This window comes from Amycolatopsis sp. NBC_01480, assembly GCF_036227205.1.
Lineage (GTDB): Bacteria > Actinomycetota > Actinomycetes > Mycobacteriales > Pseudonocardiaceae > Amycolatopsis.
The window spans coordinates 4,131,451-4,153,620 of the sequence record NZ_CP109442.1; the positions used below are offsets into that span (position 1 = coordinate 4,131,451).

Annotated in this window: 21 protein-coding genes and 1 pseudogene; 12 read left to right on the forward strand and 10 right to left on the reverse strand. The window is 68.1% G+C overall.

Annotated elements, in window-relative coordinates; translation table 11 throughout:
- Window positions 1–3: 3 nt before the first annotated feature.
- Both OG371_RS19850 and OG371_RS19855 read right to left on the reverse strand, forming a co-directional pair.
- Window positions 4–366, reverse strand: a complete 363-nt coding sequence (locus OG371_RS19850) for a DUF2203 domain-containing protein (RefSeq protein WP_329071310.1) — start codon at window positions 364–366, stop codon at window positions 4–6.
- A gap of 26 nt (window positions 367–392) precedes the next feature.
- Entirely contained in the window at window positions 393–866 is a 474-nt protein-coding gene (locus tag OG371_RS19855) for a hypothetical protein (protein ID WP_329071312.1), read from the reverse strand.
- Between the two features lie 228 nt (window positions 867–1,094).
- On the opposite strand from OG371_RS19855, the gene OG371_RS19860 reads away from it, so the two are divergent.
- Both OG371_RS19860 and OG371_RS19865 read left to right on the forward strand, forming a co-directional pair.
- Window positions 1,095–2,318, forward strand: a complete 1,224-nt coding sequence (locus tag OG371_RS19860; protein ID WP_329071314.1) for an NADP-dependent isocitrate dehydrogenase — start codon at window positions 1,095–1,097, stop codon at window positions 2,316–2,318.
- 198 nt (window positions 2,319–2,516) lie between these two features.
- On the forward strand, window positions 2,517–2,816 hold the full coding sequence (locus OG371_RS19865; protein WP_442876171.1) for an SH3 domain-containing protein: 300 nt from the start codon (window positions 2,517–2,519) through the stop codon (window positions 2,814–2,816).
- A gap of 952 nt (window positions 2,817–3,768) precedes the next feature.
- On the opposite strand, the pseudogene OG371_RS47435 reads toward OG371_RS19865, so the two are convergent.
- Window positions 3,769–4,173, reverse strand: a pseudogene (locus OG371_RS47435) (MBL fold metallo-hydrolase); the annotation flags it as partial.
- A 341-nt stretch (window positions 4,174–4,514) separates the two neighbouring features.
- Here OG371_RS47435 and OG371_RS19875 point away from each other — a divergent pair.
- Window positions 4,515–5,324, forward strand: a complete 810-nt coding sequence (locus OG371_RS19875) for an exodeoxyribonuclease III (RefSeq protein ID WP_329071321.1) — start codon at window positions 4,515–4,517, stop codon at window positions 5,322–5,324.
- 65 nt (window positions 5,325–5,389) lie between these two features.
- Here OG371_RS19875 and OG371_RS19880 read toward each other — a convergent pair whose 3' ends face one another.
- Window positions 5,390–6,142 (reverse strand): chitinase, encoded by a 753-nt coding sequence (locus tag OG371_RS19880; RefSeq protein ID WP_329071323.1) that lies wholly within the window; start codon window positions 6,140–6,142, stop codon window positions 5,390–5,392.
- Window positions 6,143–6,641: 499 nt separating this feature from the next.
- Here OG371_RS19880 and OG371_RS19885 point away from each other — a divergent pair, with 499 nt between their 5' ends.
- The 4 genes from OG371_RS19885 (at window position 6,642) to yhjD (ending at window position 10,028) form a co-directional block, all read left to right on the forward strand.
- Window positions 6,642–6,950, forward strand: coding sequence for a hypothetical protein (locus OG371_RS19885; protein ID WP_329071326.1), 309 nt, complete (start codon window positions 6,642–6,644; stop codon window positions 6,948–6,950).
- A 471-nt stretch (window positions 6,951–7,421) separates the two neighbouring features.
- Window positions 7,422–8,444 (forward strand): tryptophan--tRNA ligase, encoded by a 1,023-nt coding sequence (gene trpS / locus OG371_RS19890; RefSeq protein ID WP_329071327.1) that lies wholly within the window; start codon window positions 7,422–7,424, stop codon window positions 8,442–8,444.
- Window positions 8,445–8,455: 11 nt separating this feature from the next.
- Entirely contained in the window at window positions 8,456–8,959 is a 504-nt protein-coding gene (locus tag OG371_RS19895) for an AAA family ATPase (protein ID WP_329073183.1), read from the forward strand.
- A 55-nt stretch (window positions 8,960–9,014) separates the two neighbouring features.
- Window positions 9,015–10,028, forward strand: a complete 1,014-nt coding sequence (gene yhjD / locus OG371_RS19900; protein WP_329071329.1) for an inner membrane protein YhjD — start codon at window positions 9,015–9,017, stop codon at window positions 10,026–10,028.
- On the opposite strand, the gene OG371_RS19905 is transcribed toward yhjD, so the two are convergent.
- Entirely contained in the window at window positions 10,025–11,275 is a 1,251-nt protein-coding gene (locus tag OG371_RS19905) for a D-alanyl-D-alanine carboxypeptidase family protein (protein WP_329071331.1), read from the reverse strand. The genes yhjD and OG371_RS19905 overlap by 4 nt on opposite strands.
- Window positions 11,276–11,317: 42 nt before the next feature.
- On the opposite strand from OG371_RS19905, the gene OG371_RS19910 reads away from it, so the two are divergent.
- Window positions 11,318–11,578 (forward strand): SCO4848 family membrane protein, encoded by a 261-nt coding sequence (locus OG371_RS19910; protein ID WP_329071333.1) that lies wholly within the window; start codon window positions 11,318–11,320, stop codon window positions 11,576–11,578.
- A gap of 78 nt (window positions 11,579–11,656) precedes the next feature.
- Window positions 11,657–13,048: a S8 family peptidase gene (locus OG371_RS19915; protein ID WP_329071335.1), complete on the forward strand. Its 1,392-nt coding sequence runs from the start codon at window positions 11,657–11,659 to the stop codon at window positions 13,046–13,048.
- Window positions 13,049–13,116: 68 nt separating this feature from the next.
- Here the strand turns inward: OG371_RS19915 and OG371_RS19920 are convergent, their stop codons facing one another.
- The 5 genes from OG371_RS19920 to sdhC form a co-directional block, all read right to left on the reverse strand.
- Complete coding sequence (locus tag OG371_RS19920) at window positions 13,117–14,085, reverse strand: hypothetical protein (protein WP_329071337.1); 969 nt, start codon at window positions 14,083–14,085, stop codon at window positions 13,117–13,119.
- A gap of 161 nt (window positions 14,086–14,246) precedes the next feature.
- Complete coding sequence (locus OG371_RS19925) at window positions 14,247–15,020, reverse strand: succinate dehydrogenase iron-sulfur subunit (protein ID WP_329071339.1); 774 nt, start codon at window positions 15,018–15,020, stop codon at window positions 14,247–14,249.
- Window positions 15,020–16,774, reverse strand: coding sequence for a succinate dehydrogenase flavoprotein subunit (gene sdhA, locus OG371_RS19930; protein WP_329071340.1), 1,755 nt, complete (start codon window positions 16,772–16,774; stop codon window positions 15,020–15,022). The genes OG371_RS19925 and sdhA overlap by 1 nt, the downstream gene beginning before the upstream one ends.
- Window positions 16,775–16,822: 48 nt before the next feature.
- Window positions 16,823–17,239, reverse strand: a complete 417-nt coding sequence (locus OG371_RS19935) for a succinate dehydrogenase hydrophobic membrane anchor subunit (protein WP_091624059.1) — start codon at window positions 17,237–17,239, stop codon at window positions 16,823–16,825.
- A 2-nt stretch (window positions 17,240–17,241) separates the two neighbouring features.
- On the reverse strand, window positions 17,242–17,685 hold the full coding sequence (gene sdhC, locus OG371_RS19940; protein WP_329071343.1) for a succinate dehydrogenase, cytochrome b556 subunit: 444 nt from the start codon (window positions 17,683–17,685) through the stop codon (window positions 17,242–17,244).
- Between the two features lie 583 nt (window positions 17,686–18,268).
- Here sdhC and OG371_RS19945 point away from each other — a divergent pair.
- The 3 genes from OG371_RS19945 to OG371_RS19955 all read left to right on the forward strand — a co-directional run bounded on the left by OG371_RS19945 (window position 18,269) and on the right by OG371_RS19955 (window position 22,152).
- A complete protein-coding gene (locus tag OG371_RS19945) occupies window positions 18,269–19,411 on the forward strand; it encodes a BMP family lipoprotein (protein WP_329071345.1) in 1,143 nt (380 codons plus the stop codon).
- A 78-nt stretch (window positions 19,412–19,489) separates the two neighbouring features.
- On the forward strand, window positions 19,490–21,058 hold the full coding sequence (locus OG371_RS19950; protein WP_329071347.1) for an ABC transporter ATP-binding protein: 1,569 nt from the start codon (window positions 19,490–19,492) through the stop codon (window positions 21,056–21,058).
- Entirely contained in the window at window positions 21,055–22,152 is a 1,098-nt protein-coding gene (locus OG371_RS19955) for an ABC transporter permease (RefSeq protein WP_329071349.1), read from the forward strand. Before OG371_RS19950 ends, OG371_RS19955 begins: the two co-directional genes overlap by 4 nt.
- The last annotated feature ends 18 nt before the right edge of the window (window positions 22,153–22,170 follow it).

The window sequence follows — 22,170 nt, forward strand, 5'->3', positions numbered from 1 at the left end:
TTTTCAGCTCAACGGCCGCCGGCCCGCGAAGCCGAGATCGGTGCGGTGGTACCAGGACAGCTCGGGGTCGCCCTCGAGCCAGCACAGCAGCACGTCCACGCCGTCGAGCTCCGCGGGGAAGTCCACCAGCAGCGGTGCGAAACCCTTCAGCTCGGCGCCGGTGCGCTGGACCGTGGTCATCAGGTCGTCGAGACGGGCCTGCGCGGCCTTCCACTCGGGCAGGCCGCCGAGGTCGGTGTCCCGCCCGCCCGTCCGCAGCGACGCGGCCAGCTCCGCGGCGTCGGCGCGCACCCGCACCAGCTCGTCGAGCACGGGGCGCAGCCGGGCGAGTTCGGCGCGGGCGTCGGCCACGGTGAACAGTCCCATGCGCGAAATGTTCCCACCGGGACCGGTCATCGGCGGCGCCGCACCAGCGTCGCCGCCAGCCCCGTGCCGACCAGCAGGAACCCGGCCGCGATCAGGGCGCCGGAGAACAGCCAGACGCTCGCGCCCGACATCAGGTCGAACGGCAGGGCGCGCAACACCCGCAGGTCCCATTCCGGCATCGCCAGCCCCACCACGCCGGGCAGCACGCCCCACACCAGCCCGCCGAGCAGCGGACCCGTCGACGACCACGCGCCGAGCGCGGCCACGACCAGCAGCAGGATCGCGCCGCCGGCCACCATCGCAATGGCCGGTGCGTCGCGATGCGTGACGACCATGGCCATCTCGTTCTGCTGCGTGCGGAGGCCGCCGTAGCTCAGCAGCCCGAGCGCGACGGGGGTCAGGACCAGGCCGAGGATGCCGCTCAGCAGGCGCGGCACGGCCCGGCTGCGTGGTTCTGCGACGGCCGGCTGATAGGCGGTGTAAGGCTCGGAGTACGACATGGCGTGACCTCCCGGGTGACTGAGTGCCCGAGGGGATGGTCTCCGAGATCACCCGGTTCCGCGATCCGCTGAAGCGGGGTAAACCCGGTGATCGGTGGCATCGGCGCTTGTTGGAGACTTGACGCCTACCACTTCTGGAACCATCCAGCTCCGTCAAGCAGTACGCTTGTACCGCTACGACGAGTCGAAGAAGTATCGCGAAGATCCGCGGAAGGAGCACCGCTGCTCATGGCCAAGATCAAGGTCCAGGGCACCGTCGTCGAGCTTGACGGCGACGAGATGACCCGCATCATCTGGCAGTTCATCAAGGACAAGCTGATCCACCCGTACCTGGACGTCAACCTGGACTATTACGACCTGGGCATCGAGGAGCGGGACCGCACCGACGACCAGATCACGGTCGACGCGGCCAACGCCATCAAGCAGCACGGCGTCGGCGTCAAGTGCGCGACGATCACCCCGGACGAGGCCCGCGTCGAGGAGTTCGGCCTGAAGAAGATGTGGCGGAGCCCGAACGGGACCATCCGCAACATCCTCGGCGGCGTGGTCTTCCGCGAGCCGATCATCATGTCGAACGTCCCGCGGCTGGTGCCGGGCTGGACCAAGCCGATCATCATCGGCCGTCACGCCCACGGCGACCAGTACAAGGCCACCGACTTCAAGGTCCCCGGCCCGGGCACCGTCACCATGACGTACACGCCTGACGATGGCTCCGCGCCGATGGAGTTCGAGGTCGCGAAGTACCCCGAGGGCGGCGGCGTCGCCATGGGTATGTACAACTACCGCCAGTCGATCGAGGACTTCGCGCGCGCGTCGCTGCAGTACGGCCTCGACCGCGGCTACCCGGTGTACCTCTCCACCAAGAACACGATCCTCAAGGCCTACGACGGCATGTTCAAGGACGTGTTCCAGGAGATCTTCGAGGCCGAGTACAAGGCCGACTTCGACGCCAAGGGCCTGACCTACGAGCACCGGCTGATCGACGACATGGTCGCCGCGGCGCTCAAGTGGGAGGGCGGCTACGTCTGGGCCACCAAGAACTACGACGGTGACGTCCAGTCCGACACGGTCGCGCAGGGCTTCGGCTCGCTCGGCCTGATGACGTCGGTGCTCCGCACGCCGGACGGCAAGACCGTGGAGGCCGAGGCCGCGCACGGCACGGTGACCCGGCACTACCGCCAGCACCAGCAGGGCAAGCCGACCTCGACCAACCCGATCGCGTCGATCTACGCGTGGACCCGGGGCCTCGAGCACCGCGGCAAGCTGGACTCCAACTCGGAGCTGGTCGGCTTCGCGAACAAGCTGGAGCAGGTTGTCATCGACACCGTCGAGGGCGGCAAGATGACCAAGGACCTGGCGATGCTGATCGGCAAGGACCAGCCGTTCCAGACCACCGAGGAGTTCCTCGCGACGCTGGACGAGAACCTGGCCAAGAAGATCGCGCAGGGCTGATCTTCGGCGCTTTTCCGCAAGGGCACCTCGGAGGAGTCTTCCGAGGTGCCCTTGTTTTTTCACGCAGAGTGACGCCGCGGTGACGCGGTTGGCGCCTCCGGGTGGTCTGGGGTCCGAGCCCTGTCCGCCGTACCCACTCACTGTCTACCCTGGTCCAGCACACTTTTTCGCGACGGAGGAGCGGCCGGCATGCTGGGCTTGTCGAAGAAGACGCTGATCATCCTCGCTGCTATCGCCGCCGTGGTGATCATCTACGTGCTGAACCAGAAGGGCCAAGCCGACGCCCAGGGCTCCACGACCGGGTGCAAAGTCTCGGTGACCGCCGACGTCCTCAACGCCCGCGAAACCCCGGACGGCAACGGCAAAGTCGTCGGCAAATACCTCAACGGCGCCGAATTCGACGCGCTGCCGGTGGTACAGAACGGTTTCCGCAAGGTCGCCGAGGGCAAATGGGTGGCGGGGGACTTTGTGAAGCCGTTGGCTGGGTCGAAGTGCTGACTGTGGCTGGATTTGCTCTGCTGACAGTGGTTTGTTCCCAGCCCTGACGGTGACTGCTTCCTGGTTCTGACGCCGGCCGGGTTGGCTCTGGCGACGGTGGCTGCTCTCGTGGCCTGACGATGACCGGTTCGTGGTGCTGACGGTGGTGTTGACGGCGGTCGGTTTCAGGGCAGGCCGCGGGGCTCATGGGTGGCTGGGTTCCTGGTGTCGACTGTGGCTGGTCCCGGTCCTGGCCGTGGTCGGTTTCCCAGCGCAAGCAGGTCGGGCCGCGGGTTTGCGGGTTTTGTCGGTGCCAGGTGGTAAACCTGGTGCATCACAGAGTGAGGGTCAGTCCCTCGTCCGCCACGAGCACGTCGCCGGCGAATTCCGCGCGTGCCTCGGCCACTGACACCGCCCGGTCCGTCCCGGGCCAGAAATGCGTGAGGAGAAGTGTGCTTACTTTCGCTTCGGCCGCTGTCCGCCCGGCCTCGGCCGCCGTCATCAACTGCCGTGGTTCGTCCGCGGGAGGCGCACCCTGGAGGGTCGCCTCACAGATCAGCAGATCCGCATCCCGAGCCAGCTCGACCAGAAGCCGCGACGGTCCACAGTCGCCCGAATAGACCACATTCAGCCCCGGCGCGCTCAGCCGCACGCCGTGGTTCGGCACATGGTGGGGCAACAGAACGGAGGTGAGCCGAAACGGTCCGACGTCCCATCCCGAAGGGTGTCCTTGCGCTGCACCGAGTTCCAATGCTGCTCTGAGTCCTTGCGCTGGACCATGTTCGGGCGCTGCTCTGAGTCCTTGTGCCGCACCGTGTTCGGGCGCTGGGCTTGGTCTTTGTGCGGGATCGTGTTCGGGCGCTGCGCTGGGTTGCGCTGGATCGTGTTCTTGCTCTGGGAGCAGCTGCGGCTCCGAACGGAATTCGCGCGTCGCACCGTGCTCCACATCTGAGCCAGACCGCCCACCCGAGTCGAGGTCTCGCACGTCGAAGATCGTCGTGGGGTGGGGGCGGGGCTCTGTGGCTTCGAGTCGTCGGAGGGTTCCGGGGGTGCAGAACAGCGGCAACCGCGGTGGGTGCTCGGGGACTTGTGCACGGGGCGCGCTTTCGTCCGGACCGGGCGAGGCGGGCGGTGCCTGGACCGTGTAGTGCCAGGCGCGCCCGAGGGCGCTCAGGTCTGCCATGTGGTCGGGGTGTTCGTGGGTGATCACCACGGCGTCGACGTCCCGGGCGGTGGTGTGGGTCAGCAGTCGGCTCATGGTGCCGTAGCCGAGGTCGATGACCACATTAAAACCGTTGTGGGACAACAGGAAACCGGTGCAGGCGCGGTCTGGCTCAGGCCAGGCACCGCAGCTGCCCAGGACGGTGAGCCGGGTCATGGGGGCAGTCTTGCAGAAGGTTTCGCAGAAGGCTCCCGGACGGTTTGGCACAAGGACGCGGGGAGGGGCTGGCAGAAGGTTTCGGAGAAGTGCCGGCGGAAGGCTGCGCGCAGAACGTTTCGCAGGAGGCCTGCCGGAAGGTTGCGCGCGGAAGGTTCGCAGAAGGGCTGCCGGAAGGTTGCGCGCGGAAGGCGTGGCACACGGTTGCGCGGAAGGGCTGGCCGTAGGTCGTGCGGAAGGGCTGGCGGAAGGTTCCGCGTCGGTCGTGCGGAGGGGCTGGCAGAAGGTCTCGCGGAAGGTCTCGCCGGGGATTGTCGGACCCGGGAGGTAGCGTTCGCGGGGTGCTGACCGTCTCCACCGTGAATGTCAACGGCCTTCGAGCCGCCGTGAAGAAGGGCTTCGTCGAGTGGCTTGCCACTACGAAGGCCGACGTTGTCGCTTGTCAGGAGGTGCGGGCTGAGGCTGGGCAATTGCCGGCGTCTGTTGTGGCGCCCGAGGGGTGGTTTGCTGTGCACGCGCCCTCCTCGGTGAAGGGGCGTAGTGGCGTCGCGCTTTATAGCCGCGTTGAGCCGGAAGAGGTGCGCATCGGATTTGGCGAGGCCGAGTTCGAGGACAGCGGGCGGTACCTCGAGATGCACCTGCCCGGGGTGGTCGTCGCGAGTCTTTACCTGCCCAGCGGGGACGTCGGCACCGAGCGGCAGGACGAAAAGGAACGCTTCATGGCGGCCTTCCTGCCTTACCTCGTCGAGTTGCGCGCGAAGTCCGCCGCGGCCGGGCGCGAGGTTGTGGTGGTCGGCGACTGGAACATCGCCTACGACACCGTCGACCTCAAGAACTGGCGCGGCAACCGGAAAGCCTCCGGCTTCCTCCCCGAGGAGCGCGAGTGGCTCGGCCGCGTCTACACCGAGGCCGGCTACACGGACGTCCAACGGCGCCTCGACCCCGAAGGCCCCGGCCCGTACACCTGGTGGTCCTACCGCGGCCAGGCCTTCGACAACGACTCCGGCTGGCGCATCGACTGCCAGCTCGCCACCCCGGGGCTGGCCGAGAAGGTCACCTCGGTGGTCGTCGAGCGCGCGGCGAGCTACGACCAGCGGTGGTCCGACCACGCGCCCGTCACCGCCGTTTACGACTACCCGTTCACCCGCTGATTTCCTTGCCACACAAGTGAAAATGTCCCCTCGGCATCGCGCCGAGGGGACCTTTTCATTCAGGGTCAGCAGCTCAGGTTCGCACCCGGGTCGACGCCCAGGATGCCGGTGATCTTCGTGTAGGCGTCGATCCGGCTCTGCACCTGGGCGGGGTTGCCGCCGTTGCACTCGATGGAGCCGTTGATGCTGCGGATCGTCTCGCCGAAACCGCGCTGGTTGACCATCGCGTCGTGCGGGGTCATGGTGCCGGGGCCGGTCTGGGTGTTCCAGTACCAGAGCCCGGTCTTCCACGAGACGGCCGCGTCCTGCTCGACCAGGTACGGGTTGTTCAGCAGGTCGATGCCGAGCGCGTCGCCCGCGGCCTTGTAGTTGAAGTTCCAGCTCAGCTGGATCGGGCCGCGGCCGTAGTACGCGGCCGTGCCCGCCGGGCAGCCGTAGGACTGGCTCGTGTCGCAGTAATGCGGGTAGTTCGAAGTGTTCTGCTCGACGATGTAGACGAGCCCGCCGGTCTCGTGGCTGACGTTGGCCAGGAACGCCGCCGCCTCCTGCTTCTTCACCGTGTCGCTGCCGGTATTGGCGAAACCGGGGTACGCGTCGAGCGCGGCCGTCAGCCCACCGTAGGTATAAAAGGAATTCCGGCCCGGGAAGATCTGGTTGAACTGGTCCTCACTGACGATAAAGCTGGCGGCCGGCGAGGAAACGGTGGCGCTTCTGGTGAGTGCCGCGGTGGCCGTCGAAGCCGGGATTACCGCCGCCGCAGTGGCGACGAACGCGGCGGCCGTGATTCCGACGGCCTGCAAAATCCTTCGTAGAGACATCGTCAGCTCCCTTGGTCGGGCCCCCTGAAGTGGTCTACACCAGAGAGGTATAGACCAATAACGGTCAGGTGACCAGAGCCGGAAACCGGACATCGGAAAGAAAGCCGCGATAAGACCAGTGAACTTGGTGAAAAATTCGCGGAGGGTAACCCGGTACGGCCATGTGGGTGAAGATCCCTGGAGGCTCTCGTCGGCCGAGGGGCGGCTACCGGGTTCGTCCGGACGGTGTCGGCGGCCTTCGTGCGTTCGGCCGCGGCCTTCGTGCGCCGTCGCCGGTTGGTCACGCAGTGCTGACCACCTACAACACTCAGGCGTTGGGGGTGCTCATTCGGCAGCCACAGATGGGCGCTAGTCTCGGCGCCCGAGTTGATCAAAACCCCCAGGTCTTGACACGCTCGGTAGTTTTCTCACCAGTAGCTCATCCTTACGGGTGAGCGTTCTCGCCAGGCACAGTCACTTCGCGGGAGGCACTCCGGTGCGTTACCCAGGTCATCTCCTGATGCGGTACACCCTGCGCTCGGCCCGGACGGCGACGCTGGTCGCCCTCCCGGCGGCACTGCTCCTCGCCGGCAGCAGCGTCGCCTTCGCCGACGACGGGGTCGCCCGCGCGGAGACGAACTCCACGGGTTTCGGCATGCTCGGGCCGGTCGGCCTGGCGGCCGTGGCCCTCGGCATCGTCGGCATGACGCTCGGCGTCCTGCGCCAGCGCCGCAAGGCCCGCGCGGCCGCCGCACCGGCCCGGCCCGTCGAGGCCCGGGTGGACAGCGAGGACCCGACTCGCCCGCTTTCCCCGCTCCGCCAGCCCTGACGCCGCCGAGAGCGCCGCTTCGCGCTCTTTCAGCTCCGACGGGCCGTCCGCCCCAGGGCCACCGCGTGAGGCACGCTCCGCCGACAGGAAACCGAGCGGGCCGTTCGCTCCAGCGCCGCCGCGTGAGGCACGCTCCGCGGACAGCAAGTCCAGCAGGCCGTTCGATCGAGGGCCACTGCTGAGACGGACAGGGACCCCAGCGCGCCATTCGCGCGAGGACCGCCGCTGTGGCGGGCAGAAACCCAGCATGCCGCTCGTGCCGAGAACCAGCGCTCGCAGCGACAAAAACCAGCACACCCGACCTGACCTGCCAGTTTCCCTTGCCCAGCGCGAAATCGTGATAGCTCTCCGTGAACCGCCGCTCCGTCGAGTAGCCGGCGAGCAGTCGAAGAGCAGGCATCGAGCAGGCGAAGGGCCGCCGGGGGAGACCTCCGTGTGACCCGCCCCGGCCGGGCCTGAAAGAATCCACCCGTGTCCGACGAACAGACCGGGCGCCTGCGGGTGCTTTCCGGGATCCAGCCGACTGCCGACTCGTTCCACCTCGGCAACTACCTCGGCGCGCTGCGCCAGTGGGTGCGGCTGCAGGACACGCACGAGACGTTCTACTGCGTGGTCGACCTGCACGCGATCACCGTCGAGCAGGATCCGAAGGTGCTGCTCGAGCGGACGCGGCGGTCGGCGGCCCAGTTGCTGGCCATCGGTGTGGACCCGCAGCGGAGTGCGCTTTTCGTGCAGAGCCACGTGGCCGAACACGCACAGCTGAGCTGGGTGCTGGAGTGCCAGACCGGCTTCGGCGAGGCCAGCCGGATGACGCAGTTCAAGGACAAGTCCGCCAAACAGGGCACGGACCGCGCCAGCGTCGGGCTCTTCACGTACCCGATCCTGCAGGCCGCGGACATCCTGCTCTACCAGGCGAACGCCGTGCCCGTCGGCGAGGACCAGCGCCAGCACCTCGAGCTGACGCGCAACCTCGCGCAGCGCTTCAACAACCGGCTCGGCAAGACGTTCACCGTGCCGGAGCCCCACATCGTCAAGGACACCGCGAAGATCTTCGACCTGCAGGACCCGACGGCGAAGATGAGCAAGTCCGCGTCCGCCGCGAACGGCCTGGTCGAGCTGCTCGAAGACCCGAAGCGCTCGGCGAAGAAGATCCGCTCCGCCGTCACCGACACCGGCCGCGAGGTCCGCTTCGACGCCGAGAACAAGGCCGGCGTCTCGAACCTGCTCACCATCTACTCCGCCCTCACCGACCGCACGATCGCGGACCTCGAGGCGGCCTACGACGGCAAGGGTTACGGCGACCTCAAGAAGGACCTCGCCGACGTGCTGGTGGAGTGGGTGACGCCGCTGCAGGAGCGCGTCCAGTCCTATTTGGACGATGTCGCCGAGCTGGACAAGGTCCTGGCCGCCGGGGCGCAGCGCGCCCGTGAGGTCGCGGCCGCCACCCTCGCGACGGTGTACGAGCGCATCGGCTTCCTGCCGGCGGCCCGCTGAGCCCGCGGCTGATCGTTCTCAACGGCCCGCCCGCCGTCGGCAAGTCGACGCTGGCGGGCCGTTATGCCGACGAGCACCCGCCGGCGCTGGCCCTGGACATCGACAAGGTGCGCGCGCTGATCGGCGGCTGGCGGGAGAACCCGTCCGCGGCCGGTCTCGCCGCTCGAGAGCTGGCGATCGCCGCCGCCCGCGCGCATCTCGAGGCGGGCCTCGACGTCGTCATCCCGCAGCTGCTCGGGAGATGGGAATTCCTGGACCGGCTGGCCGCGCTGGCGCAAGAGACCGGCGCGAGCTTCCACGAGATCGTCCTGTGGGACAGCAAGGACGAGATCCTCCGCCGGTTCGCCGAGCGGACGCCGGCGCCCGAGCACCCCGACACCACGCCCGCCGAAATCGCCGCGCTCTACGACCGGCTCGCGTCACGCCTGGAGACCCGTTCCCGCGCAGACGTGGTGCCCGTGTCCGCCGGACGGGTGGACGACGCCTACCGTGCGTTCCTGTCCCGGCTCGACTGACCCACTCGTACCCGCTCGCGTTGCGGGGTGACACCCGCGTAGTTAGCGTCTACCAGTGGCGAAAGAGACCGGTGAGAAGGAAAAGCTGCTGCCCCGGCTGCGGCGGAAGTACCAGTGGCTGGATCACCTGATCCGTGCCAACGACTCTTTCAACGAGCACTACGGCAATCACTACGCCGCGGCGATCACCTATTTCAGCGTGCTGTCGGTGATCCCGATCCTGATGGTCGCGTTCGCGGTGGTGGGCAAGGTCGTCGGCGGCGACCAGGCGGTGATCGACCAGATCACCCACGGGATCAACAACTCCGTGCCCGAAGGCCTCCGAGGCCTGGTCAAGACCATCACCGACGCGGCGATCAGCTCCGGCAGCGGCATCGGGATCTTCGGCCTGCTGCTCGCGCTGTACTCCGGCATCGGCTGGATGGCGAACCTGCGCGACGCGCTGACCGCCCAGTGGGGCCAGGAAAAGAAACAACAGCCGTTGGTCACCACCACGCTCAAGGACCTGCTGTCGCTGCTCGGGCTCGCGCTCGCGCTGGTCGTTTCGTTCGCGCTCACGGCCGCGGGCAGCGGCGTCGGCCGGCTGCTGCTGCAACTGGTCGGCCTGCAAGACCAGGCCTGGGCCAGGTTCCTGCTGACGGCCGCGACGATCGTGCTGGGCCTGATCGCGAACACGCTGGTGTTCCTGTGGGTCATCGCGCGGCTGCCGCGTGAGCGCGTCGCGCTGCGCAGCGCCGTGAAGGGCGCGATCTTCGCCGCCGTGGGATTCGTGATCCTGCAACAGGTGGCGACGGTCTACCTGACCAGCGTGACAAAATCACCGTCGTTCGCGATCTTCGGACCGGTGATCGGGCTGCTGGTGTTCGCGAACCTCGTCTCGCGCTTCCTGCTGCTCGTCACCGCGTGGACGGCGACGGCGCGGGAGAACCAGCGCCGCGTGGTGAAACCACCGCCGCCGGTGCGGCTGGAGCCGCAGGTGACTGTCCAACGTGGACTGGGCCTGGGCGCGGCCGCGGGCGCCTTCAGCGCCGGTGCGCTGCTCGGCTGGCTGGGCCGGCGCCGGCCTTAAGCGCTGCGCTGCTTGCGGAGCCGGTGCCGGAGGGTGAACCCGGCCGCGATGATCACGGCGACCACCAGGGTCAGGATCCAGCCGGTGGTGCCGAACGGGTCCGGCTTCGCGGCGGGGGCCGACTTCGCCGCGGCGGGCGCGACGTTGAGCGGCGGCGCGCCGGGCGGGGCGGTGGCGACGAGCGCCTCGTACGCGATCCGCCCGACCGGCGCCGCGTGCTTGTCCTCCAGCGCGAAGCCGTAGTCGAGCAGCTTGCCCGCCTGCGCGACGACGAGGGTGGGCCGCTGCTCGGCGCGCATCATCACCACGGCCAGGCGGTGCCCGTCGCGCTCGGCGGCGCCGACGTAGGTGTGCCGGGCGTCGTCGGTGAAGCCGGTCTTGCCGCCGAGGAAACCGGGGTAGGCGCCGAGCAGCTTGTTGTCGTTGTAGACCGGGATCGCGGGCTTCCCGCCGGACGCCGGGATCGTGTACGCCTTGGTCCCGACGGCCTGCGCGAACTCCTGCTGCTTCATCGCGTAGTGGAAGATCACGCTCAGGTCGTAGGCCGAGGTCGACATGCCCGGCCCGTCGAGGCCCGACGGCGTGGCCGCGCGGGTGTCGGTGGCGCCGATGCGCGCGGCCAGCCGGTTCATCTTGCCGACGGTCACGTCCACGCCGCCGAGCGCGGTGGCGAACGCGTGCGCGACGTCGTTGCCCGAGTGCATCAGCAGGCCGTGCAGCAGCTGGTCGACGGTGTACGGCGCGCCGGCGGAGATGCCGACGCAGGTGCACTCCTGCTTGGCGTCCTCCTCGGTCGGCACCACGATCTTGTCCGGCTTCAGCTCGGTGACGACCACCAGCGCCAGCAGTGTTTTGATCAGCGACGCGGGCCGCTCGCGCGCGTGCGGGTTCTTGGCGGCGATGACGTCGCCGGTGTCGAGGTCCTGCACGACCCACGACGCGGCGGTGTCGCCGGCGGGCAGCGGCGGTGCGCCGGGCGGGAGGATCGTGGTGCAGCTGCCGAGCAGCGGGCCGCCGACCGGCTCGGCCGGGACCGGCAGCGGCGGCGGCACGGTCTGGCCGGGGGCCGGCTTCTCGGACGTGTCCACCGGGGCCGGCGGCGCGGCGGCGGTGGCGCACGACGGTGCCTGCGTGAGCGCGCCGGTCTGGGGGGCCGCGCCCGCCACCGGTGGTACGACGACGGACAGGACGCCGACGGCGAGCGACGCGACGAGGAGCCGGGGTGACCGGGAGGAGGCGCTGAACACCCACGCAATCTAGCCCGGAGGGCCCGGCGGCATACTCAGGACATGCGCATCTCCCGTGGTACCGCGTGGTTCCTGCTGGCCTTCGGCATCTGGTCCTGGATCATCTGGATCACCTTCGCGAAGAACCTGTGGGCCAGTGATCAGTCCTGGTCAGCGGACGGTTCGCCGACCGCGTACTTCATCGTGCACGCGGTGCTGACGGTCGTTTCGTTCGTGCTCGGCACGATCATCGGCGTGCTGGGGTGGCGCGCGGTCCGGTCGACCGCGAAGGACCGGGAAGCCGAGAAGACGTCGGCCACCTGATCGTGTGACGGTCCTTTGGTCGGTGGCGGGCGGCGCACCGGCTGCCTAACGTTCTCGCCACCAACCCCGGAGGTGGGAATGTCCCGTTTACGCCAATTGCTCGTGCCCACGGCGCTGGTGTCCGTCGTCGCCGGTGGGCTGGCTGCGCCGGCCTCGGCCGCAGCTACCCCGGCAGTCGCCTGTGACACCACGAGCACGCCGTTCAGCTACGTGGTGCTGTACCAGCCGGGTTCGCCGCAGTTCGTGGTCGACGCGGAGCTTCGGGCCAAGTGCGGGGCGAAGGTGGCGTACTACCCGGAGATCGGCGTCGCCGTGGCGAGTTCGCGCAATGCGGACTTCGCGCAGCGGATCGGCGTCAACCGGGCTTATTCGGGCGGGAAGGACGTGGCCTCGCAGGCGGCTCGGGTCTCGGCGCGCTCGGCCGTCCGGGAGCTGGAGGCGACGCGGCGCGTGGCCGGTGACGGGGACCTTTCGGCCCAGCAGTGGGACATGCGCGCGATCCACGCGCCCGAGGCGAACCGGGTGGACCAGGGCTCGCGGTCGGTCACCGTCGGCGTGCTGGACTCGGGCATCGACGCCAAGCACCCGGCGCTGGCGAAGGCCGTCGACGCGGGTTCGTCAGCGGGCTGCGTGACGGGCGCGCCGGACCGCACCCCGGCGTCGTGGGCCCCGACGAACTCCGACCACGGCACGCATGTCGCTGGCACCATCGCGGGCAAGGACGCGGCGCGCGGCTTCACGGGCATCGCCCCGGGCGTGCGGCTGGCGTCGGTGAAGGTCGTGAACGACGACGGCTACATCTTCCCGGAGGCCGCCGTCTGCGGCTTCGTTTGGGCGGCGCAGCACGGTTTCCGCGTGACGAACAACAGCTACTACATCGACCCGGGCATGTTCTACTGCTCGCGCGAGCCGGGTGATTCGGCCGCGTACGAGGCCGTCCGGCGCGCGGTGGTGTACTCGACCCGCCGCGGCGTGCTGAACGTGGCGGCGGCGGGCAACAGCGGCTTCGACGTCACGAAGCAGACGACGGACCCCAACCGCCCCCACCCGGTCGACTCCTCGTGCGGCATCCTCCCGAAGGCGATCGACGGCGTCGTGACGGCCTCGTCGGTCGGCTACGCGGGCACAAAGTCCTCCTTCTCGAACTTCGGTGCCATCTCGGTCACGGCCCCAGGCGGCGACTTCACGCAACTCCCGCCCACGGGCTCCGGGGAGGGCTGCCCGCTGTCGACGATCTTCGACGGCGGGTACGGCACGAAGTGCGGGACTTCGATGGCCTCGCCGCATGTGGCCGGTGTGGCGGCTTTGCTGGCTTCGCGCCATCCGTTCGCTTCGCCGCGGATCTTGACGGGGTTGTTGGAGGGACAGGCGGATCCGGTGGCTTGTGATGCGGCGGAGTGCTCGGGGCCGGCGCGGGACAACTCGTATTACGGACACGGGTTGGTCAACGCCCTCGACGCGGTCCGGTAGCCGGCAAAAGACCGTCAAGGCCTCCTTACCCGCGTGGGACGCAGGTAAGGAGGCCTTGACGGACAACGTCAGGTGGCGTCCTCGGCGCGGCGGATTAGTGGGCGAGGGCGTGCACTTGCCGCACGGTAAGCAGCGTCGAGTTCGGCGAGGATCCCTGCTGGGTCGGCGGACAGCCGATCTGGCAGCGTCTGGACCACTGTGATTCCGGCCCCCGCGTACCGAGTGTTTCGCGCGAGCGTCCGTGCGTAGTCCTGTCGTGAGAAATGAAATGCGTAGGAGTCGATTTCCCAGGCCAGCCCGACGTCGTCCCACCAGGCATCTGGACGTCCGACGTAGCGTCCAGCGGCATCGCAGAGCGCCACGTTCCAGTGACTGGGCGGGCTTGTCAGCTGCATGCTGAGCCGTCTCGCTGTGGACTCGGCGATGGACCGGATATCGGTCCACTTAGACAGGAGACGACGGGGCAACGCGGTCCCCCGCGGCGCGCCCTGGTTGAGCTCGCTCAGGAGCGATTCAGGCCGACAACGTCCTCTTTGAATTGCTTCGATCAGTAGCTCTTCGCAGGCTTTCGTCTCGCACATCCGGCGAGCCGTATCGGTTGTTGCCCGCACCAGCGGCGCGAGTGGAACCCCGTCTTGCAGGATTGGTGACGGCAGGCGGTGTGTCCGCTCGACCGTCACGAATTCCGCACTGCGCATCTTGCGATGATGGGGAATCAGGATCTGAAGATCCGCGGACGGTGGTAGAGCGGCCGCTCTCAGGCCGTACCGACGGCAGGCAGCACTGCCACTGAGCACGGTATCCGGGCCCGCGTAGAGCAAAGCCGCCGCGATGCGCTGGTCCTCGGTCGGCTCCGTGTCGTGGAGCAGGATGATGCCGGGTAACAGACGTCGCCATGGACCTCCGGGCAGGCACCTGGCATAGACGGTTTTGCTGTGCATCTCCAACGATTGAAGGTCTGCCGCCCGAGCGACACCTAGTTTGCTTCGTTCGGCGAGCAATTCCGGCTGGCTCGCCCATCGTCCTCGCTTTGCCACCTCATGATGGTCGGTGCCCGTCGCGGGAGGTGGCAGACCTCGCCCGCACTCCTGTGGACAACTGGGATGCTGTGGATAAGTCCCCGAAATGCCGTCAAGGCCTCCTTACCCGCGTGCGACGCGGGTAAGGAGGCCTTGACGGACAATGTGCCGGGAAAACCTCAGACGCGCTTGAACAGCAGTGCGCGCTTCACTTCCTGGATCGCCTTCGTGACCTGGATGCCACGCGGGCAGGCGTCGGTGCAGTTGAAGGTGGTGCGGCAGCGCCAGACGCCTTCGCCGTCGTTCAGGATGTCGAGGCGTTCTTCGGCTCCGTCGTCGCGGGAGTCGAAGATGAAGCGGTGCGCGTTGACGATCGCGGCGGGGCCGAAGTACGAGCCGTCGTTCCAGTAGACCGGGCAGGACGACGTGCAGCAGGCGCAGAGGATGCACTTGGTGGTGTCGTCGAAGCGGTCGCGGTCGGCCTGGGACTGGATGCGCTCGCGGGACGGCTCGTTGCCGTAGGTGATCAGGTACGGCTTGATCGCGCGGTAGGCCTCGAAGAACGGGTCCATGTCGACATAGAGGTCCTTCAGGGTGGTCAGGCCCTTGATCGGCGCGATCGAGATGACGGTCTTCTTGCCGTCCTTCTCGAGCAGGTCCTTCATCAGCACCTTGCAGGCCAGCCGGTTGATGCCGTTGATCTGCATGGCGTCCGAGCCGCACACGCCGTGGGCGCACGAGCGGCGGAAGGAGAACGTGCCGTCGATGTAGTCCTTGACGTAGAACAGCAGGTTCAGCAGCCGGTCCGTGCGCTGCGCCGGGACGTCGTAGGACTCCCAGTGCGGCTCCGAGTCGACCTCCGGGTTGAACCGCAGGATCTTCAGCGTGACCGTGATCGGCGTGTGCTCTTCGGAGGCCTCGGACGAGGGGGCCTCGGGGGTTGCCGTCGTCATCAGTACTTCCGCTCCATCGGTTCGTAGCGGGTGAAGGTCACCGGCTTGTAGTCGAGCCGGATGTCGGCCGAGAGGCCCTCGCCCTGCTTGTAGGCCATGGTGTGCCGCATGAAGTTCGTGTCGTCGCGGGTCGGGTAGTCCTCGCGGGCGTGGCCGCCGCGGGACTCCTTGCGGGCGATCGCGCCGACGATCAGGACCTCCGCCAGCTCCAGCAGGAAGCCCAGCTCGACGGCCTCGAGCAGGTCGGTGTTGTACCGCTTGCCCTTGTCCGACACGGTGATCCGGGTGTACCGCTCCTTGAGCGCCTGGATGTCGGTCAGCGCCTGCTTGAGCGTGTCCTCGGTGCGGTACACCGAAGCGTGCGAGTCCATCGTCTGCTGCATCGCCTTGCGGATGTCGGCGACGCGCTCGTCACCGTGCTCCGACAGCAGCAGCTCCAGCTGGTCCTCGACCAGCTTGGTCGGGATCTCCGGCAGCTCTACGTGCTCGTGGGCCACCGCGTACTCCGCCGCCGCGATGCCCGCCCGGCGGCCGAACACGTTGATGTCCAGCAGCGAGTTGGTGCCCAGGCGGTTCGAGCCGTGCACCGAGACGCACGCGACCTCGCCGGCCGCGTACAGGCCAGGGATCACGTTTTCGTTGTCCCGCAACGCTTCGCCGTGGATGTTGGTCGGGATGCCGCCCATCACGTAGTGACAGGTCGGGAACACCGGCACCGGTTCCTTCACCGGGTCGACGCCCAGGTAGGTGCGCGAGAACTCGGTGATGTCCGGGAGCTTGGTCTCCAGCACCTCGACCGGCAGGTGCGTGACGTCGAGGACCACATAGTCCTTGTTCGGCCCGCAACCGCGGCCCTGCAGCACCTCCTGGACCATCGAGCGGGCGACGATGTCGCGCGGCGCGAGGTCCTTGATGGTCGGCGCGTAACGCTCCATGAAGCGCTCGCCGTCGGCGTTGCGGAGGATGCCGCCCTCGCCGCGGACCGCCTCGGAAATAAGGATGCCGAGGCCCGCGAGGCCGGTCGGGTGGAACTGGAAGAACTCCATGTCCTCCAGCGGCAGGCCCTTGCGGAAGATGATGCCGAGGCCGTCACCGGTCAGGGTGTGCGCGTTCGACGTCGTCTTGAAGATCTTGCCCGCGCCGCCGGTGGCGAACACGATCGACTTGGCCTGGAACACGTGCAGCTCGCCGGTGGCCAGCTCGTAGGCCACGACGCCGCAGGCGACCGGGTTGCCGTTCTCGTCCTCGTTGGTCACCAGGTCGAGCACGTAGAACTCGTTGAAGAACTCGGTGCCGTACTTGACGCAGTTTTGGTACAGCGTCTGCAGGATCATGTGGCCGGTGCGGTCCGCGGCGTAACAGGCGCGGCGGACGGCGGCCTTGCCGTGGTCGCGGGTGTGCCCGCCGAACCGGCGCTGGTCGATCTTGCCCTCGGGCGTCCGGTTGAACGGCAGGCCCATCTTCTCCAGGTCGAGGACCGCGTCGATGGCCTCCTTGGCCATGATCTCGGCCGCGTCCTGGTCGACCAGGTAGTCACCGCCCTTGACGGTGTCGAAGGTGTGCCACTCCCAGTTGTCCTCTTCGACGTTCGCCAGCGCGGCGCACATGCCGCCCTGGGCCGCGCCGGTGTGGGACCGGGTCGGGTACAGCTTCGTGAGGACCGCGGTGCGGGCGCGCTGGCCGGATTCGATGGCCGCGCGCATGCCGGCGCCACCGGCGCCGACGATCACCACGTCGTACTTGTGGAACTGCATGGGAAAGACTCCGCTTGTTCTCGGATGTGCGCTGTGGTGGGTGCGCCGTCAGCTGGCGGGCATCTCGGGGTCGAACGTGAAGATCACCATGGTGCCGACGGCCAGGATCAGCGCCATCGAGACGTACAGCAGGATCTTCAGCCAGAACCGCGTCGAGTCCTTGCGGGCGTAGTCGTCGATGATCGTGCGCAGGCCGTTGCCGCCGTGGATCTCCGCGAGCCACAGCATCGCCAGGTCCCAGAACTGCCAGAACGGCGAGGCCCAGCGGCCGGCGACGAAGCCCCAGTTGATCCGGTGCACCCCGCCGTCGAGGATGTTCATGATCAGCAGGTGGCCGAGCACCAGGATGATCAGCGCGAGGCCGGAGATCCGCATGAACAGCCAGCTGTACAGCTCGAAGTTGCTGCGGCGGGCGGCCGGGCGCTTGGGCGCGCGCGGCTTCTCGATGATGAGCGAGTCGGCCATCGTCAGTTACCCCCGAAGAGCGTCTCGACCGTGCGCTTGAGCATGAAGAACGCACCGGGAATCATCACGACGACCCAGACGACGCCGATCACCCACAGCATCGTCTTCTGGAACTTCGGGCCCTTCGCCCAGAAGTCGACCAGCATGACCCGGATGCCGTTGAGCGCGTGGAAGAGCACCGCGCCGACGAGGCCGACCTCCAGCAGGTTCACCAGCGGGGTCTTGTACGTCTCGATCACCTGGTCGTACGTGTTCGGCGACACGCGCACCAGCGCGGTGTCGAGCACGTGGACGAACAGGAAGAAGAATGTCAGCACGCCGGTGATGCGGTGCAGCACCCAGGACCACATGCCCGGGTCGCCCCGGTAGAAGGATCCCTGACGGCGTGAGGCACCCGCCCGATCGCTCGCTCCCGCCTCTGTGGCAGGGCTCGCCGTGGTGGACATCGGTGAACGGCCTCCAACGTCATCTGTCGTGCCCGGGTGACCGGTGAGGTCCGCACTCGCCTCCGGGGTCGGTCCACTGGGGACAACTCCGGCAACGGTGCCGAGATCAGGGGCCATCGAGCGTGGATGAATGGATGCTAGACCCGCTATCCGGGCCCGGCTCACCTCCGGGTTCGTCTCTGTGATGGACCAGACACCGGGAGCGTCCTGCTCCACTCGGGCGTGTGGTGTGGAGCACGTGGCGGTGCCGCTTCGCCGTCGGAGGGCTTCCGTCCGGGGGCCTGGGGTGACCACAATGGACACCGAACGTGCCGGTCGGGCGGCCCGAGCCACCCCGGCGGTTCCGCTGATCAGGTGAGACCGGTCAGTCGACCCTGCGGAGGGTGTCCGACGTGATCACCGTAAGTACACGAATGGTCGCGCATCGGGCCGCTGAGTAAACGTTTGTGTTACGTAGCGTGCCTTTCCTATGGCGTCTTCCTGGCCGTTGGGTACGGTCTGGCGGTCGAACCCGGCGCCAAAGGCCGGGTCGTTCTCGGATCATCCGCTGGATCAGCGGGGAGGGAGACACACGTTGCGTCGCATGCGTGGAACCGCGCTGGCCGCCGTGACCATGGCCGGGGTGCTGACCCTGGCCGGTTGCGCGAAGGACACCGGGAACAGCAGTAACAACGCCTCGGGCTCGACCGGCAACTCCGGCTCGAGCTGCGTGACCGCGCCGAAGCCGCCCGTCGCCCCCGCGGCGGCGACGAGCAGCAGCGCCTCGGAAGGGAAGGTCGACGCGAGCAAGCTCAAGATCGGCCTGGCCTTCGACGTCGGCGGCCGTGGTGACGCCTCGTTCAACGACGCGGCCGCGGCCGGCACCGACAAGGCGAAGGCCGACCTCGGCGTGACGCAGGTCAGCGAGAGCACGGCCAGCGCCAGCGAGGCCGAATCCGCGAAGCAGCAGCGTCTCGAGCAGATGGCCGCGGACGGCCTGAACCCGATTATCGCGGTCGGGTTCGCGTACGCCCCCTCCGTCGCCGCTGTCGCGCCGAAGCACCCGGGCACCAAGTTCGCGATCGTCGACGACGACTCGATCAACCAGCCGAACGTGACCCCGCTGGTCTTCGCCGAGGAGCAGGGTTCGTTCCTGGCCGGCGTCGCCGCGGTCTACAAGAGCAAGAGCTGCCACATCGGTTTCGTCGGCGGCGTCAACACCCCGCTGATCCAGAAGTTCGAGGCCGGCTACATCCAGGGCGCGAAGGCCGTTTCGGACAAGGTCAAGATCGAGGACGAGTACCTGTCCCCGGCCGGTGACTTCTCCGGGTTCCAGGACCCGGCCAAGGGCAACGTGAAGGCCGCGGCCGAGATCGCCAAGGGCGCGGACGTCGTCTACCACGCCGCCGGCGCCTCCGGTAAGGGCGTGTTCGACGCCGCCAAGGCGGGCAACGCGCTGGCCATCGGCGTCGACTCCGACCAGTACAACCAGAAGACCGTCGCCGCGGACAAGGACATCATCATCACCTCGATGATCAAGCGCGTCGACGTCGCCGTCTTCAACTACATCCAGGCGGTCGCCAAGGGTGACCTGAGCGTGCTGCCGAAGCGTTTCGACCTGAAGGTCGACGGCGTCGGCTACGCCACCTCGGGCGGCAAGATCGACGACATCAAGGACGTGCTCGACGGGTACAAGGCCCAGATCATCGACGGCACGATCAAGGTTTCGGACAAACCGGCTAAGTAGCTCACCGACGCGCCAGGGCTCGGAAGGATCTTCCTTCCGAGCCCTCACGCGTTTCGACAGAACTGGATGCCTTCCTCCATGAGCACCGCAGAGGCCGAAGCCGTCCCGGACCGGGGCGTGGCGGCCGTCCAGCTGACCGGGATCACCAAGCGCTTCCCGGGTGTGGTCGCGAACTCCGACGTCAACCTGACCGTGGCACCGGGCGAGGTCCACGCCCTGTGCGGTGAGAACGGCGCCGGCAAGTCGACCCTGATGAAGATCCTCTACGGGATGCAGCAGCCCGACGAGGGCACCATCGCGATCAACGGCACCGAGGTGAAGCTGCGCAACCCGCAGGACGCCATCGAGGCCGGGATCGGCATGGTGCACCAGCACTTCATGCTGGCCGACAACCTCACCGTCGGCGAGAACGTGTTCCTCGGCGCCGAGTCCCTGCACGGCATCGGCCGTGCGGCCCGGGCCCGGCTGGCGAAGCTGGCCGAGCAGACCGGCCTGCACGCCAAGCCCGAGACGCTGCTGGAGGAGCTCGGCGTCGCCGACCGCCAGCGCGTCGAGATCGTGAAGGTGCTCTACCGCGGCGCGAAGATCATCATCCTCGACGAGCCGACCGCCGTGCTCGTGCCGCAGGAGGTGGACGCGCTGTTCGCCACCGTCCGCGGGATGCAGGCTGACGGCTACACCTTCCTGTTCATCTCGCACAAGCTCGACGAGGTGCGCGCGATCGCCGACACCGTCACGGTGATCCGGCGCGGCACCACGGTCGGCACGGCCGATCCGAAGACCATCACCAGCCGCCAGCTGGCGGAGATGATGGTCGGCTCGGAGCTGCCCAGCCCGGAGACCCGCGAGTCGACGGTGACCGATCGCGACATCCTGCGCCTGCGCGGACTGCGGCTCGCCGCGGAGGGCTCCGAGCGGAACCTGCTGGACGACATCTCCTTCACCGTGCACGCGGGTGAGGTGCTCGGCATCGCCGGCGTCGAGGGCAACGGCCAGACTGAGCTCGTCGAGACGATCATGGGGATGCGCAAGGCCAACGGCGGGCACATCGAGCTGGTGTCGGCCGACGGCGAGGCCCGCGACCTGGTGAAGGCCGGCACGCTGGCGCGGCGCGAGGCGGGCATCGGCTACATCGCCGAGGACCGCACGCGGCACAGCCTGCTGCTCACGCAACCGTTGTGGGTCAACCGGATCCTCGGCTACCAGACGCGCAAGCCGGTCTCGAACGGGCAGCTGCTCGACATCGCCGGCGCGCGCGCCGACACCGAGCGCATCGTGCGCGAGTACGACGTGCGCACGCCCGGCATCGACGTGCCGGCCGCCGCGCTTTCGGGCGGCAACCAGCAGAAGCTGATCGTCGGCCGGGAGCTGTCCGGCAATCCCGTGCTGCTGATCGCTTCGCACCCGACGCGCGGTGTTGACGTCGGCGCGCAGGCGATGATCTGGGAGCAGATCCGCCAGGCCCGCGCCGACGGGCTCGCGGTGCTGCTGATCTCCGCGGACCTCGACGAGCTGATCGGGCTGTCCGACACCATCCGCGTCATGCTGCGCGGCCGTCTGGTGAGCGAGGCGAACCCCGCCACCGTGACCCCGCAGGAACTCGGCTCCGCCATGACCGGCGCCGAAGAAGGTGAAGAAGAGCTATGAGTTCGTGGCGCACGCGGCTGCTGCCGCCTCTGCTGGCGATCGTCTTCGCCCTGCTGCTCTCGGCGATCGCGCTCATCATTTCCGGCGCCGACCCGCTCGAGGCGTACGGCACGATGGTCAGCCAGCTGTTCAAGGGCTCCACCGCCGTCGACACGGTCAACCTGGCCACGGTCTACTACCTGTCCGGGCTCGCGGTGGCCATCGGCTTCCAGATGAACCTGTTCAACATCGGCGTCGAGGGCCAGTACCGGTTCGCGGCGGTGGTCGCGGCGATCATCGGCGGCGCGCTGCAGCTGCCGCCGGTCATCCACACCATCGTGATCCTGCTGGTGGCCATCGTGTCCGGCGCGCTGTACGCGGCGGTGCCGGCGGTGCTGAAGGTGACCCGCGGGGTCAGCGAGGTCATCTCGACGATCATGCTGAACTCGATCGTCGCCGGGATCATCGCCTTCCTGATCAACGCCGACCAGTTCGGCGTGCAGACCGGCAACAACATCGGCACCCGCGTGATCCCGCCGTCGGGCCGGATCCCGGGCATCCCGCTCGGCTCGGGGACGCTGTTCGGCTTCGTGATCATCGCGGCGGTCATCGGCGTCGCGTACTGGTTCATGCTCAACCGGACGCGGTTCGGCTTCGAGCTCAAGGCCAGCGGCGAGTCCACGACCGCGGCGGCCGCGGGCGGCGTCAACGCGAAGAAGATGACGCTGATCGCGATGATCCTCTCCGGCGCGGTGGCCGGGCTGGTCGCCATGCCGGAGCTGCTCGGCCGGGACTACAGCTACGGCATCACGTCCACGCAGATGTACGGCTTCACGGGCATCGCGGTGGCGCTGCTCGGCCGCAACAACCCGGGCGGGATCGCGCTCGGCGCGCTGCTCTGGGCGTTCCTCGACACCTCGGCGGTTTCGCTGGAGCAGATCAACGTGTCCAAGGAGATCGCGACCATCATGCAGGGCATCATCGTGCTGTCGGTCGTCGTGGCGTACGAGGTCGTGCGGCGCGCGGACCTGGCCGCCGAGCAACGCCGGGTGGGCCGGGCGCTGGCCGGCAACGGGCGCAAGGGTTCCTCGGTCGCGGAAGGCGGTGCGGTGTGACCGCCACGACGGAGTTCT

What these genes read in the sequence shown, in the direction of transcription:
- OG371_RS19850 (WP_329071310.1), bottom strand. Translation starts at nt 366, where the DNA reads ATGGGACTGTTCACCGTGGCCGACGCCCGCGCCGAACTCGCCCGGCTG.
- OG371_RS19855 (WP_329071312.1), bottom strand. Translation starts at nt 866, where the DNA reads ATGTCGTACTCCGAGCCTTACACCGCCTATCAGCCGGCCGTCGCAGAA.
- OG371_RS19860 (WP_329071314.1), top strand. Translation starts at nt 1,095, where the DNA reads ATGGCCAAGATCAAGGTCCAGGGCACCGTCGTCGAGCTTGACGGCGAC.
- OG371_RS19880 (WP_329071323.1), bottom strand. Translation starts at nt 6,142, where the DNA reads ATGTCTCTACGAAGGATTTTGCAGGCCGTCGGAATCACGGCCGCCGCG.
- OG371_RS19885 (WP_329071326.1), top strand. Translation starts at nt 6,642, where the DNA reads ATGCGGTACACCCTGCGCTCGGCCCGGACGGCGACGCTGGTCGCCCTC.
- OG371_RS19910 (WP_329071333.1), top strand. Translation starts at nt 11,318, where the DNA reads ATGCGCATCTCCCGTGGTACCGCGTGGTTCCTGCTGGCCTTCGGCATC.
- OG371_RS19915 (WP_329071335.1), top strand. Translation starts at nt 11,657, where the DNA reads ATGTCCCGTTTACGCCAATTGCTCGTGCCCACGGCGCTGGTGTCCGTC.
- OG371_RS19925 (WP_329071339.1), bottom strand. Translation starts at nt 15,020, where the DNA reads ATGACGACGGCAACCCCCGAGGCCCCCTCGTCCGAGGCCTCCGAAGAG.
- sdhA (WP_329071340.1), bottom strand. Translation starts at nt 16,774, where the DNA reads ATGCAGTTCCACAAGTACGACGTGGTGATCGTCGGCGCCGGTGGCGCC.
- OG371_RS19935 (WP_091624059.1), bottom strand. Translation starts at nt 17,239, where the DNA reads ATGGCCGACTCGCTCATCATCGAGAAGCCGCGCGCGCCCAAGCGCCCG.
- sdhC (WP_329071343.1), bottom strand. Translation starts at nt 17,685, where the DNA reads ATGTCCACCACGGCGAGCCCTGCCACAGAGGCGGGAGCGAGCGATCGG.
- OG371_RS19945 (WP_329071345.1), top strand. Translation starts at nt 18,269, where the DNA reads ATGCGTGGAACCGCGCTGGCCGCCGTGACCATGGCCGGGGTGCTGACC.
- OG371_RS19950 (WP_329071347.1), top strand. Translation starts at nt 19,490, where the DNA reads ATGAGCACCGCAGAGGCCGAAGCCGTCCCGGACCGGGGCGTGGCGGCC.
- OG371_RS19955 (WP_329071349.1), top strand. Translation starts at nt 21,055, where the DNA reads ATGAGTTCGTGGCGCACGCGGCTGCTGCCGCCTCTGCTGGCGATCGTC.